Source organism: Kutzneria viridogrisea DSM 43870 (genome assembly GCF_000525635.1).
GTDB classification, from domain to species: domain Bacteria; phylum Actinomycetota; class Actinomycetes; order Mycobacteriales; family Pseudonocardiaceae; genus Kutzneria; species Kutzneria viridogrisea.
On record NZ_CP007155.1, the window covers coordinates 5,366,356 to 5,382,414 of the forward strand.

Here is a 16,059-nt window from a genome sequence, read left to right on the forward strand (position 1 = left end):
CTAACCCATCTTCTCGGCCCCTGCGGTCACCAACCGATCAAGATTGGCCGTCCAGCTGCTGGCAATGCGCGTCACCACCTCGTCCGGGAGCACTTCCGGCAGGTAGGACCACTGCGCGGTGAGCACTCCCCCGCTGACCGAGGCGTTGATCGACAGGGCGTGCGTGGCCGGTGCGTCCGGGTTCACATCCCCGCCCAGCGCGTTCTCCCCGCTGGTGACCAACCAGTCCTCGTCCCGCGCACCGCCCACCTCGAACTGTCCGACGTAGTTGAACAGCACCTCACCCGAGGCCAGCGGCTCGCCACCGTGGTAGCGCAGCACGCCGTAGCCGATCCCGTTGTCCGGCAAGGACTCCCGCTGCCGCTGGGCGTTGCGCGCGGTCTGCGCAAGATCCTCCGCCACGTCCACACGGACCGGGAACAGCGAGGTGAACCAGCCCACCGTCCGGGACAGGTCGGCCTCGGCGAGCAGCCCCTCCTCGCGCCCATGTCCTTCGAGGTCGATCAGCAGCGTGCGCCCGCCCCGGTGTTCGGCCACGGCCATCGCCAGCGCCGCCACGAGCACGTCCTGCACCCCGCAGCCCAGTGCCGCCGGGACCTCGCCCAGCAGCGCGGCCGTCGTCTCCGTGGTGATCGTCACGGTGTTGTTGCGGCCACAGCTGATCGTGTCCCGGCTCGGGTCCAGCGGGCGGTCGCCCAGCCGGACGTCCGCGTCCCGCACGACCTCCCGCCAGTACGGCAACTCCGCGCTCTTGTCCAGGCCGCGCAGCCGCAGCGCCCACTCCCGGAACGGCACCTCCACCGGCACCAGCTCGGGCCGCTGACCGGCGTCCAGCGCCCGGCCGATCACCGCGATGTCCTCGAACAGCGCACGCCAGGACACCGCGTCGACCACCAGGTGGTGGATCATCAGCAGCAGGCGGCCCGGTCGCCGCTCGCCCCCGTCGAACCACACCGCGCGCAGCACGTCCCCGGCGAACGGGTCCAGCTCCAGCACGGTGCGCTCGAACTCCGCGAGCTCGGTGCCGAACAGGTCCTCGTCCGGGCGGTCGCCCAGATCCACCCGCCGCAGCAAGGAGTTGACGTCCACGGCACCGCGTTCGGGCACGTGCACGGTCCAGTCGGCGCCGAGCCTCGCGCGAAGCACCTCGTGCCGGTCGAGCAGTGCTGTGAGCAGTTCGGTGAGCCGGGGCAGCCCGACCGCCGCCGGTACGCGCAGCACCGCGAACTGGCTCAGCCTGCCGATCGGCCCACCGCGTTCGCGCTGCGCGAGCATGATCGGCGTGGCCGGGAACTCGCCCACCGCGGGCACGACCGGCCGGGTGCTGCCGGTGATTTCCTCGGCAACCAACGCGAGCGCGGCCACGCTGCGCTCCTGGAACACCTTGCGCGGGGTGATCCGCAGCCCCGCGGCCCGCGCCCGGCCGACCACCTGCATGGACAGGATACTGTCCCCGCCCAGCGTGAAGAAGTCGTCCTCCACACCGACAGCCGGCAGGCCGAGCACCTCCGCGAAGATCGCCGCGAGTTGGTGCTCGCGGGGCGTGCGCGGGGCCGTGCCGCCGCTGAGCGCGCCGAGGTCCGGTGCCGCCCAGTCCGCTGTGGACAGTGCGATCCGGTCCACCTTGCCGTTCGGTGTGACGGGCAGCTCCGACAGCAGCACGACGGCAGCGGGAACCATGAAGTCCGGCAACGCCTTGGCCACGTACGCCCGCAACGCGACAGCGTCCACACAGGACTGATCGGCCACGGCGTAACCGACGAGCCGGTTCCCCCGCGCCACCACGATCGCGTCGGCAACCTCGGGGTGGCTCGCGAGCCGGGCCTCGATCTCACCCAGTTCCACCCGGTGACCGCGCACCTTGACCTGGTCGTCGACCCGGCCTAGGAACTCGATTCGGCCTTCCGCAGTCCACCGCGCGAGGTCTCCGGTGCGGTACATCCGGCCGCCGCCAAAGGGATCGGCCACGAACCGGCTCGCCGTCAGACCAGGTGCGCCCAGGTAGCCGCGCGCCAACTGGGCACCGCTGAGGTACAGCTCGCCGACCACGCCAGGGGCCACCGGCATGAGCGCGTCGTCCAGCACGCGGATCCGCGTGTTGGCCACAGCCCGGCCGATCACCGGCTGCTCCGAGTCGCGCATGCGTGCGATCACCGTGTCCACGGTGCACTCCGTGGGCCCGTAGAAGTTGTAGCCCTCGGTGGTGGAGCTGGCGCGCAGGTCGGCCCACAGCCCCGGTGGCACGGCCTCGCCGCCGACGCCGACCACCGCGAGCGGGCAGTGCCCGTCCCGCACCAGTCCAGCCGCCGCCAGTTGCAGGAAGTGCGAGGGCGTCACCTCGACGAAGTCGATCCGCCGCCGCACGAGGAACTCCGCCAGCGCCTCGGCGTCGGCGCGCACCTCGTCGGTGGTGACGTGCAGCTCGTGCCCGCCGAGCAGGCCCAGGGTGGGCTGCCAGGAGGCGTCGAAGGCGAACGACCAGTTGTGCCCGATCCGCAGCGAGTCCCGGCCGACCCGTTCGGCGGCGGGCCGCAGCACGTCGCGATCGTGACTGTGGAACAGGTTCACGATGTTGCGGTGCGGCACCAGCACGCCCTTGGGCTTGCCGGTGGACCCCGAGGTGTAGATCACGTAGACCGGGTGCTGCGGCAGCAGCGGCGCGTGCCGGTCCGCGTCAGTGACCGGTTCCGCGGACTGCGTTTGCCAGCTGGGCCAATTGTCCTCGTCCAGGACGAGCAGGGGCCGTGCATCGGCGAGCATGTCGGCGGCGCGCTCCGCCGGGTGGCCGGGGTCCAACGGCAGGTAGGCCGCTCCGGACTTGAGCACCGCCAGCATGGCCACGAAGAACCGCTCCGAGCGTCGCAGCCGCAGGGCGATGATCCGCTCCGGACCGGCACCCCGTTCGATCAGGGCCCGCGCCAGGCGGTTCGCCCGCGCGTCCAGCTCGCGGTAGGTCAGCGCGCGGTCCTCACAGGACAAGGCGATCGCCTCGGGCACGCGCCGCACCTGGTTGTCGAAGGCTTCGACCACAGTGGACTCCGGCACGGTGAGCGCCGTGTCGTTCCACGCGTCGAGCACGAGCGCCCGCTGCCCGGCCGGGAGCAGGTCAAGCCGTCCCACCGGCGTGTCCTGGTTGTCCGGCACGCTGGCGAGCAGGTCCACGAAGCACTCCGCGAGTGCCCGCGCCTGCTCGGCGCTGAACACGTCGGTGCGGTACTCGAAGATCAGCTCAAGGCGCGGGCCGGGGGCGACGACGATCGTCAGCGGGTAGTGCGTGGCGTCCTCGCCCTGCACGCCGGTGACCTGGACCCCCGAGCCGCGCTGGCTCTCCCGCAGGGCCTCGGCGTCCACCGGGTAGCTCTGGAAGATCACCAGCGTGTCGAACAGCTCCCCGGCCCCGGCCTGGCGCTGGATCTCGGCGAGGCTGAGGTACTGGTGGTCCAGCAGCTCGGCCTGTTCGGACTGGACCCTGGCGAGCAGGGCACCCAGCGGTTCGGCCACCTCGGTGCGGACCCGCACCGGCAGCGTGTTGATGAACAGGCCGATCATCCGGTCCGCCCCGGGCAGGTCGGCGGGCCGTCCGGACACCGTGGCTCCGAACACGACGTCCCGGCGGCCGGTCCGCCTGCCCAGCAGCACCGACCACACGCCCTGCACCGCGGAGTTCAGCGTGACCCCGGCGGTCCGGGTCCACTCGGTGAGCCGGGCCGTCTGCCGCTCGGTCAGGCCGAGGGTGAGCTTGTCCGGCAGGCTCTGCCCGCGCCCGATGCCCGGCGGGGCGACCAGGCTCGAACCGTCTAGTTCGGACAGTGCGGCCCGCCATGCCTGCCGCCCGCGCTCGCGATCCTGCTTGCCCAGCCACTCCAGGTAGTCCCGGTACGGCCTGGCCTTCGGTGGGGAGTCGGTCCGGTACAGCTCCAGCAGCTCCTGGCCCATCAGCGGGGCCGACCAACCGTCCAACACGACGTGGTGGCTGGTGATCAGCAGCCGGTGGCCGCGCTCGCCGAGGTCGAACAGCACGAACCGGATCAACGGCGGGTTCGCCAGGTCGAACGGCCGCAGTCGTTCCTCGGCGACGACCCGCTCGACCTGGTCCTCGCTGAGTTCGCGCCAGTCCAACGGGGCGGAGTCATGCACGACCTGCACCGCCCGGCCCGAGGACAGGTAGCGGAACGCCGCGCTCAGGTTGGGGTGCCGGTCCAGCAGCCTGGCCGCCGCGGCACGTAGGCGGGCCGGATCGGCCTCGCGCAGGTCCAGCAGTTGCTGCGTGACGTAGACGTCCAACGCGTCCTCGTCGAAGGAAGCCAGGAACAGCATGCCCTCCTGCAACGGAGACAGCGGCCAGACGTCGACGACTCCCGGTGCCGAGACCTCGTCCACCTCGTCCTGGCTCAGGTCGAGCAGCTCGAAGTCGGCGCGGGAGAACCCGCCCGCGCCCTCCGTGGCCAGGTGATCGGCCAACTCCTCGGCGGCCCGCACCCACTCCACGCCGATGGCCAGTACGTCCTCTTCGGACAGAACACTGGGCAGGAACGCCAGCGAGGCCCGGAGCCCGTCCGGGGTGACCGAGCAGTTGACCTCCAGCGGGTGGCTGGCCGGTGCCGCCGGGTCCAGGTCGCCGCCGAGCCCGCCGTGCCGGGGCCCCGGCTGCCAGTCGACCTCCTGCCCAGCACTGTCCACACCGAACCGGCCGAGGTAGTTGAACAGCAGTTCCGGCTTGCCCAATCCGGCCAGCTCACTGGTCAGGTAGCGCAGCAACGGGTAGCCGGAACCGTTGGCGGGCAGGCGAAGCCGCGTGTCCTTGACCTGCTTGAGCTGGCGGCCGGGATCGCTGCCAAGCGAGATCCGCATCGGCGCCACGTTGGTGAACCACCCCACCGTGCGCGACAGGTCCAGGCCACTGCCGTCGTCGCGGCCGTGCCCTTCGGTCTCGACCAGTACCGAGTCGACGCCGCGGACCCGTGCCACCGCCGTGACCAGCGTGCTGAGCAGGGCGTCCTGCATCCCGGCGCGGAACAACCTCGGTACGCCGGTCAGCAGCGACTCGGTCACCTCCGCCGACAAGGAGACGCTGGTTTCCCGCGTGCTGCCAACGGTGTCCGTCCTGGGATCGAGCTCGCGGCCCGGCTCGCCGAGCACCGAGCGCCAGTACGGCAGCTCCGAGCGGTGTGCCGCGGCGCGGGCGGCCAGTCCCGAAGCCCAGGCGCGCAACGAGGTCGGCACCGCCGGGAGCTGCCCCCGTGCGGCCCGCGCCAGGTCCTCGAAGATCACCCGCCAGGACACGCCGTCCACCACCACGTGGTGGATCACCAGCAGCAGGCGGCCCGGCTGTTCGCCCGCGTCGAACCACACGGCACGGACCATCACCCCGGCCGAGGGGTCGAGCGCCGACTCGGCCAGCGCCGCCTCGCGGTGCAGCAGTTGACGGTCCGGCTCGCCGTCGACGGCCACGCGGCGCACGACGGTGGTGGCGGGCACGCTGCCGGGCGGCGGGATGCGCAAGGTGGTGCCGAGCGTGGCGCGCAGCGCGTCGTGCCGGTCCAACAGGGCCTGGACCACCGCGTGCAGCTCGCCCTCGGTGAGCCCGCGCGGGGTGCGCACGACCGCCGACTGGCTGAACCTGCGGGGCACGCCGCCGCGTTCCAGCAGCGCGGCGATCATCGGGATCTGCGCCACCTCACCGATCGCCGGGACGGCGGCCGGTTTATCCACAGTGGTCAGTGGCTCGGCGAGTTCGGCCAGCGCGGCCACGGTGCGGGCCTGGAACACCTGGCGCGGGGTGATGCGCAGCCCCGCCTGCCTGGCCCGGCTGACCACCTGGAGGGACAGGATGCTGTCCCCGCCGAAGCCGAAGAAGTCGTCCTCCACGGCGATCGAGGGCAGGCCCAGCACCGCGGCGTAGGCCTGCGCGAGCACCTTCTCCTTTTCCGTACGGGGCGCGGTCTTGCCAGTGAGCCCACTCAGGTCCGGGGCGAACTCCGGGGCGCTGGCCAGCGAACCGCGGTCGACCTTGGCGTTCACGGTCAGCGGCAGGCGGTCCAGCACGACGATCGCCGAGGGCACCGAGTAGTCCGGCATCCTGGCGGCCAGCGCGGCACGCAGCTCACCGGGAACCGTTGTGGCGCCGGGTTCCTCGGTGACGTAGGCGATCATGCGACGGACACCGGGCTGGTCCTCGCGGATCACCGCGACCGCCTCGGCCACGCCGGGCCGCTCGCACAGGGCCGCCTCGACCTCGCCCAGCTCCACCCGGAAGCCGCGGATCTTGACCTGGTGGTCCACCCGGCCCAGGAAGTCCAGCTCCCCGTCGGCGGTCCAGCGCACCAGGTCGCCGGTGCGGTACATGCGCTCGCCGGGTGCGCCGTACGGGTTGGCCACGAACCGGGTCGAGGTCAGCCCGGGCAGCCCGAAGTAGCCGCGCGCCAGGCCGCCCGCGATGTAGAGCTCACCGGCGAAACCCGGTGGCACCGGGCGCAGGTCCGCGTCCAGCACGTAGGCCTGCTTGTTCGGGTCGGGCAGGCCGATCACCACGGGGCGGCCCGCGCGGCAGCGCCACAGCGTGGAGTTGACCGTGGCCTCGGTCGGCCCGTAGGCGTTGAACATGCGGTGCTCACGGCTCCACCGGGCCACCAGCTCCGGGGTGAGCGCGTCGGTTCCGGCGATCACCGTGATGCCCGCGGGCAACTCGCTCTCCGCCAGTGTGGCCAGCGCCGAGGGCGGCACGAACATGTGCGTCAACCCCTTGGCGGCGACGAACTCCGCCAGCGGGGCGCCAAGCCTGCTCTCCTCGGGAACGACCACCGCCGTGGCGCCGACCAGCAGTTGCGTGGACAGCTCCGCAAGGGACACGTCGAAGCTCGGCGAGGCGAACAGCAGCACGCGGCTGCCCGGTCCACTTCGGACGGAGTCGGCGAACATGGCCACGAGGTCGGGCACGCCGCGGTGTGGCACGAGCACACCCTTGGGCCTGCCGGTGGAGCCCGAGGTGTAGATCAGGTACGCCGAGCTGTCCGGGTGCGGGAGCACGAGTTCGCCCGGTAGCTCGGGCAGGTCCTCGTCCACGACCAGCACCGGGACCTCGTGCTCGCACAGCTTGTCCACAGTGGAGGGTTCGGCGACCACCAGTGTCGGCCGCGCGTCGGCGAGCATGTGCGCGATCCGGTCCGCGGGGTACTCGGGGTCCAGCGGCAGGTAGGCCGCCCGCGCCAGCTGCACGCCCAGCATGGCGGTGAGGAAGCCCAGTCCGCGCTTGATCGCGATGCCGACGATGCGCTCCGGCCCGGCGCCCCGGCTGATCAGCACCCGGGCCAGGTGGGCCGCCCGCTCGTGCAGTTCCCGGTAGGTCACCGCGGACTCGCCGTCCTCCACGGCGATCGCCTCGGGCCGGGCCTGTACCTGCTGGGTGAACAGCTCGATCAGCGACTCGCCCGCCCGCGGCAGGGTCGCGCTGTTCCACTTGTCCAGCACCAGCTCGCGTTCGGCTGCGGTGACCAGCTCCACCGCGCCGACCCGTCGTCCCGGCTGGGTGGGCAGCGCGGTCAGCAACTCGGTCAGCATGCTCGCGACCCGCTGCACCAGGTCGGGCCCGAGCAGGTCTTCCCGATACACCAGGGCGATGGCGAACACGTCCCCCGGCAGGGCCACGGCGGTCAGCGGGTAGTGCGTGACGCTGCGGGTGGCCACCGCCTGCACGTGCAGCCCGGCGGCCTCGTCCGCGCGGCGCATGCCCTGTTCGTCGGCGGGCGCGCTCTGGAACACGGTGAGCGTGTCGAACAGTTCGCCGTGACCGGCCTCGCGCTGGATCTCCGCCAGCCCGAGGTACTGGTGGTCCAACAGCGCGGCCTGGTCGGACTGCACTTGGGTGAGCAACTCGGTCAGGGTCTGCGCGGGGTCCAGCCGCACGCGCACCGGCAGCGTGTTGATGAACAGGCCGATCATCCGGTCCACGCCGGGCAGTTCGGCGGGGCGGCCGGACACCGTGGTGCCGAACACCAGGTCGCGGCGGCCGGTGAGCTTGCCAAGCGCGATCGCCCACAGGCCCTGCACCACGGTGTTCAGCGTGACCCGGTGCTCCCGCGCCCACGCGTTGAGCCGTCCGGTGTCCTCAGTGGACAGCCGGATCTCCAGTTCCGCCGGGAACTCGGCCGCCGCGCTGGCGTCGGGCGCCAGCAGGGTCGGCTCCGCCAGTCCGGCGAGCGAGTCGCGCCAGGCGGCACGGGCCTTGTCCCGGTCCTGGCGCTTGAGCCAGGCCAGGTAGTCCCGGTAGGCCGGGGCCGGGGGCAGGGCGCCCTTGCCGTAGAGGGTGAACAGCTCCTCGCCGAGCAGCGGCCCGGACCAGCCGTCCAGCAGCAGGTGGTGCGCGGTGATCACCAGCTTGTGGTGCTCGGCGCCCAGCCGCAGCAGCCGGAACCGGATCAGCGGCGGGCTGGCCAGGTCGAAGCGCTGTGCCCGGTCGGCGTCCAGCAGGGCGTCCACTTCGGACTTGGCGACCTCGTCGACCCGCCAGGGCACCGGCACGCTGTGCGGGATGAGCTGCACGGTCTCGCCGGTCTTGCGCGGGCGGAAGGCAGCGCGCAGGTTGGGGTAGCGCTCCAGCACGGACTGGGCCGCCGCGCGCATCCGCTCGGGGTCGAGTGCGCCCCGCAGGTCGAAGACCTGCTGGATGGTGTAGACGTCCGTGGCCGAACTGTCCCAAGTGGACAGGAAAAGCAGGCCCTCCTGCAACGGGGACAGCGGCAGCACGTCCTGTACGCCACGGGCGGTACTCACGAAACGCTCCAATCACCGGAGAACTCGGCGAACTCGTCCTCGTCCAGCTCGATCAGCGGCTGCTCGTCCACGGGCGGCTGCTCCTGCGCGACCGCCTCGGCGACCTCGGCCAGCGCGGCCACCGTGCGCAGCTCGAACACCTGCCTCGGCGTGATCCGCAGGCCCGCGCCGCGCGCGCGGCCGACCAGGTGCAGCGACCGGATGCTGTCCCCGCCCAGGGCGAAGAAGTCGTCCAGCACCCCCACCCGCGCCAGGTCCAGGACCTCGGCCGTGCAGGCCGCGAGCACCCGCTCGGTCTCGGTGCGGGGCTCGACCGCACCGACCTCCGCGGCGTGATCGGGCTTGGGCAGCGCCGCGCGATCCAGCTTGCCGTTGGGGGTCAACGGGAACTCGTCCAGCCACACGAAAGCACCCGGCACGAGCTGTTCCGGCAGGGCGGCGCGCAGGTCAGCACGGATCTCGGCGGCCGGGCGCCGGTCACCGGTGAGGTAGCCGACCAGTCCGGTGTCCCCGTCGGCCAGGACCTCGGCCCCGGTCACCCCCGGCAGGACCGCCAGCGCGGCGGCCACCTCGCCCAGCTCCACCCGCAGGCCGCGGATCTTCACCTGGTCGTCGGTGCGGCCCAGGTACTCCAGCACCCCGTCGGGCCGGCGGCGCCCGAGGTCACCGGTCCGGTACAGCCGCGTGCCGTCCGGTCCGGCGACGAACCGGCTCGCGGTCAGGCCGGGGCGCCGCAGGTAGCCGTGCGCCAACTGCACGCCGGACAGGTACAGCTCCCCGACGCACCCGCGCGGCACCGGCCGCAGCGCCGGGTCCAGGACCTGCACGCCCGTGTTCCAGACCGGCCGGCCGAGCGGCACCGGCCTGCCCGGGTCGTCCTGGCTGGTGTCGTGGTAGGTGACGTCCACGGCGGCCTCGGTCGGCCCGTACAGGTTGTGCAGTTGCGCATCGCGCAACATGTTGCGCACAGCGCCTACGAGGTCGCCAGGCAGCGCCTCACCACTGCACACCACTCGCCGCAGCGGCAGGCCGTCAACCGCGGGCTGCGCCAGGAACGGCCGCAGCATCGAGGGCACGAAGTGCACGGTGTCGACCCGCTCGGCACGGATCAGTTCGGCCAGCCGCGCCGGGTCGCGATGTGCCTCAGGATCGGCCACCACGAGCGTGCCGCCGGTGATCAGCGGCAGGAACAACTCCCACACCGAGACGTCGAAGGAGATCGGCGTCTTCTGCAAGGTCCGCTGCCCCGCGCCGAACCCGTACTCCGCCGCCATCCAGCGCAGCCGGTTCACCACCGCGCGGTGCCCGACAACCACGCCCTTGGGCTGGCCGGTCGAACCCGAGGTGTAGATCACGTAAGCGGGCGCCGTGTCGGGCACAGTCACCAGCGGCTTGCGCTCGGCACCGGCCAGCAGCGCTGGCAGGGTCTCCGGGGTGACGAGCACGGCCGGGGCCGAGTCGCTGGCCAGGAACTCGCGGCGGGCCGCCGGATAGCTGGGATCGATCGGCACGTATGCCGCACCGCAGCGGTGTACGGCGTACAGCACGGCCACCATCTCGATCGACCGCGGCAGGCTCACCCCGACCAGGCTGCCCGTGGCCACGTCCAGACCTGCGGCGATCCTGCCGACCAGGTCCTCGAACTCCGCGTAGGTCAGCGACCGCCCACCGGAGGTGATCGCCACGGCCTGCGGAGTGGCGGCCACCTGTGCGGCGAACAGCTCCGGCAAGGTCGTCGGCTCGACGGAGACCTCGGCGCCCTGCGGTTCCCCGGGGATAGTCAGCGGGATGCGGCCCACGAGCACGCCGGGGTTGGCGGTGACCTCGGTCAGGACCTCGGTGAGCCTTGCGAGCACTGTTGCGGCATCCGCAACACCCGGCCGGTAGTCCAGTCCGAGCGAGAGCCGCTCCCCCGGCACGACCACAAGCGTCAGCGGGTAGTGCGTGGCATCGGTGCCGGTCACGGCGTCGACGGTGATGCCAGCGGCGGCCTCGGTGCTGGCCAGTTGGGCGTTGTCCACCGGGTAGCTCTCGAACACCACGAGCGTGTCGAACAGCTCGCCGGTACCGGCCCAGCGCTGGATTTGTGTCAGGCCCACGTGCTGGTGGTCCAGCAGCGAAACCTGCTCCCCGTTGGCCCGGCGCAGCAGCGCGGCGAATGGTTCGGCCAGGTCCACCCGCACGCGCACCGGCACGGTGTTGATGAACAGGCCGATCATCCGCTCGGCACCGGGCAGGTCGGCCGGGCGGCCGTGCACGGTGGCGCCGAAGACCACGTCGGAGCGGCCGGTGAGCTGGCCCAGCACCAGGGCCCAAGCCACGTTGACCAGCGTGCTCGTGGTGGCGCCGAGCCGACGGGCCAGCGCTTCCACGCGGGCGGTCAGTTCCGGGCTGAGCTCGGTGCTGGCCCGCTCCGGGCGGGTGACGGCGCGCGGCTCGGCGGCCGGTACCAGCAGGGTCGGCCCGTCGAGACCGGTCAGTGCCTTGCGCCACGCCTGCTGGGCGGCCGACGGGTCCTGGGCGGCCAGCCACCGCAGGTGCTCCACGTAGGGCCGCACCGGGGGCAGCGCCCCTGTTCCGTAGAGCGCGAACAGTTCCTCAGCGAGCAACGGCCCGGACCAACCGTCCGCCAGGATGTGATGGTGCGCCAGCAGCAGCCGGTGCCGCGTGGGGCTGATCCGGATCAACGCCATGCGCAGGGCCGGGGCCTGCGCGAGGTCGAACCTGCTGGTGGCGAACTCGGTGGTGAACTGCTCCACGTCGACGTCCTGCACGACCTGCCAGGGCAGGTCCACGTACTCCGGAACCACCTGCACCGTCACCCCGGACCGCAACTGCCGGAACGACACGCGCAGGTTGTCGTGCCTGGCGAGCAGGGCCTCACCGGCCGCCCGCAGCCGCGCGGGGATCACCGGCCCGGTCAGGTCGTATGCGTAGGCGACCGAGTAGACGTCCTCGCCCTCGGTGTCGAAGGAGGCCTGGAAGAGCATGCCCTCCTGCAAGGGGGACAGCGGAAGCACGTCAGCCACACCGAGCAGTTCGTCCACATCGGACTGATCGATCTGGACCAGCGGGAAGTCCGAGGGGGTGTGGAACGGCTCCCGCACGGACTCGGCCAGCTCGGCCAGCGCCGACTGCCAGCCCTCAGCCAGCTCACGGATCTCCTGCTCGGAGAACAGGTCGCGAACGAAGGCGAACTCCCCGTGCAGCCGGGAGCCCTCCTCGTGCCGCACTGTCACAGCGTTGATCTCCAGCGGGTGACTGACCGGGGTCACCAGGTCCGCGCTGCCGTCCAGCAGCCGCGATTCCTCAGCAGGCGCCCAGTTCTCCGCCGCGGCGCCACCGCCGAGCCTGCCCAGGTAGTTGAACAGGATCGTGCGCGGGCTCGCGTCGGGCAGGTCGAGCACACCGAAGGTGATGGCCTCGGGCAACGAGCGCAGTTGTTCCTTGACCGCCTTGAGCCAGGCCACCGCGTCGCCGCTCACGCCACCGATCCGCGCCGGGTAGACGCTGGTGAACCAGCCGACCGTACGGGACAGGTCGGTACCGGGCACCAAGTGCTCGTCACGCCCATGCCCCTCCAGGTCGATGACCAGACCGTCCGCATCGGACAGTCCGCGCGCGGCCCGCCAGCGCGAGACCGCGAGCGCGAGAGCGGTCAGCAACACGTCCTGCACACCGGCGTGCGCTGCCGCGGGCAAGCTGGTCAGCAACTGCTCGGTCAACTCCACTGGCAGCTCGACCGAGCACTTGTCCACAGTGGACCGCTTGTGCACAGCGGGATCCAGAGCGGACTCGTTGCCCAGCAAGGCGTTACCAGCGAGGACTTCCTGCCAGCGCTCGGCGTGCTCCGCCCAGCGCGGCTCACGCAGCGCCTGCGCCCAGTCCAGCAGCGAAGTCGTCGCGGGCGCCAGTGCGGGCAGCCCGCCACGCTGGATGGCCGCCCAGCCCTCGGCGAGATCGTCCATCAGGATCCGCCACGACACGCCGTCCACCACGAGGTGGTGCGCCACCAGTAACAACCGGCCGGGCTCGCGGCCCGCGTCGAACCAGACCGCGCGGAGCATCACGCCCCCAGCCGGGTCCAGCTCCTCGATCGCGGCGGCGAACTCCTCGCGGATGCCCTGGTCGGCACGGCGCAGCAGGTCGGCGGCCGACACGCTGCCCTGTGGCCGGATCCGGTACACCCAGCCCGGCTCCAGCCGCGCGCGCAACGCGTCGTGCGCGTCGAGTACGGCGTCGAGCAGGCTGGCGATCTGCGGCAACGTGGCACCGGCCGGGGTCCTCAGCAGCATCGACTGGCTGAACCGACTCGTGTCCCCACCGAGATCGCGCAGCGACTCCATCACCGGCAGCAGCGGCACCACGCCGGTTCGCGCGCTGGTCCTGGCCGGGGCCTCGCCGGTCGTGCGGGCGATGACTGCGAGCGCGGCAGGCGTGCGGTGCTCGAAGACCTCGCGCGGAGTGAGCTGATAGCCCGCCTTGCGCAGCCGGGCGATGAGTTGCAGCGAGGAAATGCTGTCCCCGCCAAGTCGGAAGAAGTCGGCGGTGGCGCCGACCCACTCCAGGTCGAGCACCGCCCCGATCGCGGCGGCAATCGCCGTCTCCACCGGCCCGCTCGGCGCGAGGTCTTCGGCGTGTGCGGCGAAGTCGGGCGCTGGCAGGGCCTTGCGGTCCAGCTTGCCGCTGGGTGTCAGCGGCAGCTCCGCGAGCACGATCACCGCTGCGGGCACCATGGCACTGGGCAGGTGCTCCACCAGGTGGGCGCGGACCTGCTCGCCGTCGACCAGTCCGGTCACGTAGCCGACGAGCTGAGACTCGTTGTGCACCAACACTGCCGCAGCCGTGACGTCCTGGACTTGGCGCAGCGCGTGCTCGACCTCACCGAGTTCGATGCGCTGCCCGCGCAGCTTCACCTGGTGATCGGTGCGGCCCAGGTAGGCCAGTGTGCCGTCGGCGTTCCACATCGCGAGGTCGCCCGTGCGGTACATCCGGCCGCCGCCGAACGGGTTGGCGACGAACCGTTCCGCGGTGAGCCCGCTGCGGCGCAGGTAGCCGCGCGCGAGCTGGCTGCCCGCGAGGTACAGCTCCCCGGGCACACCGGGCGCCACCGGTCGCAGCGCCGAGTCCAGCACGTACGTGCGGGTGTTCCACACCGGACGACCGATCGGCACCGGCCGCGACCCGTCCTCAGCGGCGGTGTCCCAGGCTGTTACGTCCACAGCGGCTTCGGTAGGGCCGTAGAGGTTGTGCACCGCAACACCGAGCACGTCACGGGCCCGCAACGCGAGGTCTGCGGGCAGGGCCTCGCCACTGCACACGACCCTGCGCAGCCCGAGGCCGATCGCCGAGGGCTCAGCGAGGAAGGCCGCGAGCATGGACGGTACGAAGTGGACGGTGTCCACCCGGGCAGATCGGATCACCGCCGCCAGCTGTGCCGGATCGCGGTGTGCCTCGGGGCCGGCGACCACGAGCGTGCCGCCGGTGATCAGCGGCAGGAACAGTTCCCACACCGAGACGTCGAAGGAGGCCGGGGTCTTCTGCAGGGTCCTGGTGTCCGGGCCGAACCCGTACTGCTCGGCCATCCACAGCAGGCGGTTGACGATCGCGGAGTGGCTGACCATCACGCCCTTGGGCCGCCCCGTCGACCCGGAGGTGTAGAGCACGTAGGCCGCGCTGTCCGGGAGGACCCGCACCGGGGTGAAAGCTGACCATCCGTCCACATCGGATAGCCATTCCGGAGTGACGACCAGCGCCGGTTCGGCGTCGGCCAGCATGAACTCGATCCGATCAGCGGGCAGGCCCGCGTCGATCGGCAGGTAGGCACCGCCGCACAACTGCACCGCATGCAGGGCCGCCACCAGGTCGACCGAGCGCGGCAAGGCCACGGCGACGACCGTCTCCGGTCCCACGCCCTGGGCCTGCATGGCAGCCGCGAGTTCGTGGACGCGTGCCGCGAACTGCGCGTAGGTCCACTCGCCCTCGCCAGCGACCAGTGCGACGGCCTGCGGCGTTCGGGCCGCCTGTGCCGCGAACAACTCTGGCAACATCGCCGTAGGCACCTCATGTGCCGTGTCGTTCCAGGCGTGCACCACGGACGCGCGTTCGTCGGCGGTGAGGAACTCCGCCCGTCCAACGGCCGTGGTGCCACCCTGTGGCAGCCACTCGGCCACTGCGCGCAGGCGGCTCGCGAACCGAGTGACGTCCTGCCGGTACCGCAGGGTCACCGCCAGCCGCTCCCCCGGCGCGACGAGCAGGGTCAGCGGGTAGTGCGTCTCGTCCCGTTCGGACAGTCCGGTGACCGCGAGCCCGGCCTGCCGCTCGGCCTCGGCCAGCGCGGCATCGTCGATCGGGTAGCTCTCGAAGACCACCAGCGTGTCGAACAGCTCGCCGGTCCCCGCGGCGCGCTGGATGTCGGCGAGTCCGGCGTGCTGGTGGTCCAGCAACCGGGCCTGTTCCACCTGGATCCGCGCCAGCAGCTCCGCCAGTGGTTCCTCGGGCCGCAGGCGGACGCGGACCGGAACGGTGTTGATGAACAGGCCCACCATGCGCTCGGCCCCGTCCAGCTCGGCGGGCCTGCCGTGCACGGTGGTGCCGAACACCACGTCGCTGCGGCCGGTCTCGGCGGCCAAGGTGAGCGCCCACAGGGCCTGCACCACGGTGTTGACGGTCAGCCCGTGCTCGCGGGCCAGCTCGCCGACCCCTTCGGGCAGCTCCAGCCGGAGCTCACGCACAGGTTGGTCGGAGGCGCCGACCAGCGTGGGATCGTCCACATCGGACAGTGCGTCACGCCACGCCTTCGCGGTCTCGGCGCGGTCCTGCTTCGCGAGCCAGTCCAGGTAGTCCCGGTAGTCCGGTGCGGGCGGCAGCACTGCTGTGTCGCCACCGTTTCCGTACAGGACGAAGAGCTCACGTCCGAACAGCGGTCCGGACCAGCCGTCCATCAGGATGTGGTGGTGGGTCAGCACCAGCCGGTGCGTGCCGTCGGCGAAGCGCACGGTGGTCGCCCGCATCAACGGCGGATTGGCCAGGTCGAAGCGTTCGGCGCGGTCCTCGGCGAGCAGCCGCTCGAACTCCACTTCGGACAGTTCGAGGTGCTGCCAGGGCAGGTCCACCCGCTCGGGGATGAACTGCACGGGGCGTGAGGTCTCGCTGAGTGTGAAGCCCGCGCGCAGGTTCGGGTAGCGCTCCAGCATCGCGTGCAGGCAGCGCCGCAGCAGCTCGGGATCCAGTTCGCCCCGCAGCGTGAAGACCTGTTGCACCAGGTAGACGTCGGATTCGAGCTGGTTG

Annotated in this window: 2 protein-coding genes (1 of these 2 only partly in view); both read right to left on the reverse strand. The window is 71.8% G+C overall.

From position 1 onward, the window contains the following. Positions 1-8,769 carry a non-ribosomal peptide synthetase gene (locus KALB_RS23735; RefSeq protein ID WP_025358202.1) on the reverse strand — a complete coding sequence of 2,923 codons (8,769 nt, stop codon included), beginning with the start codon at positions 8,767-8,769 and terminating at the stop codon, positions 1-3. Beyond that, positions 8,766-16,059 carry the 3' portion of a non-ribosomal peptide synthetase gene (locus KALB_RS23740; protein WP_158510793.1) on the reverse strand. Its footprint extends 6,110 nt past the window's final position, so only the last 7,294 of its 13,404 coding nucleotides appear in the window; the start codon falls outside the window, past its right edge — the gene reads right to left on this strand; it ends in the stop codon at positions 8,766-8,768. The genes KALB_RS23735 and KALB_RS23740 overlap by 4 nt, the downstream gene beginning before the upstream one ends.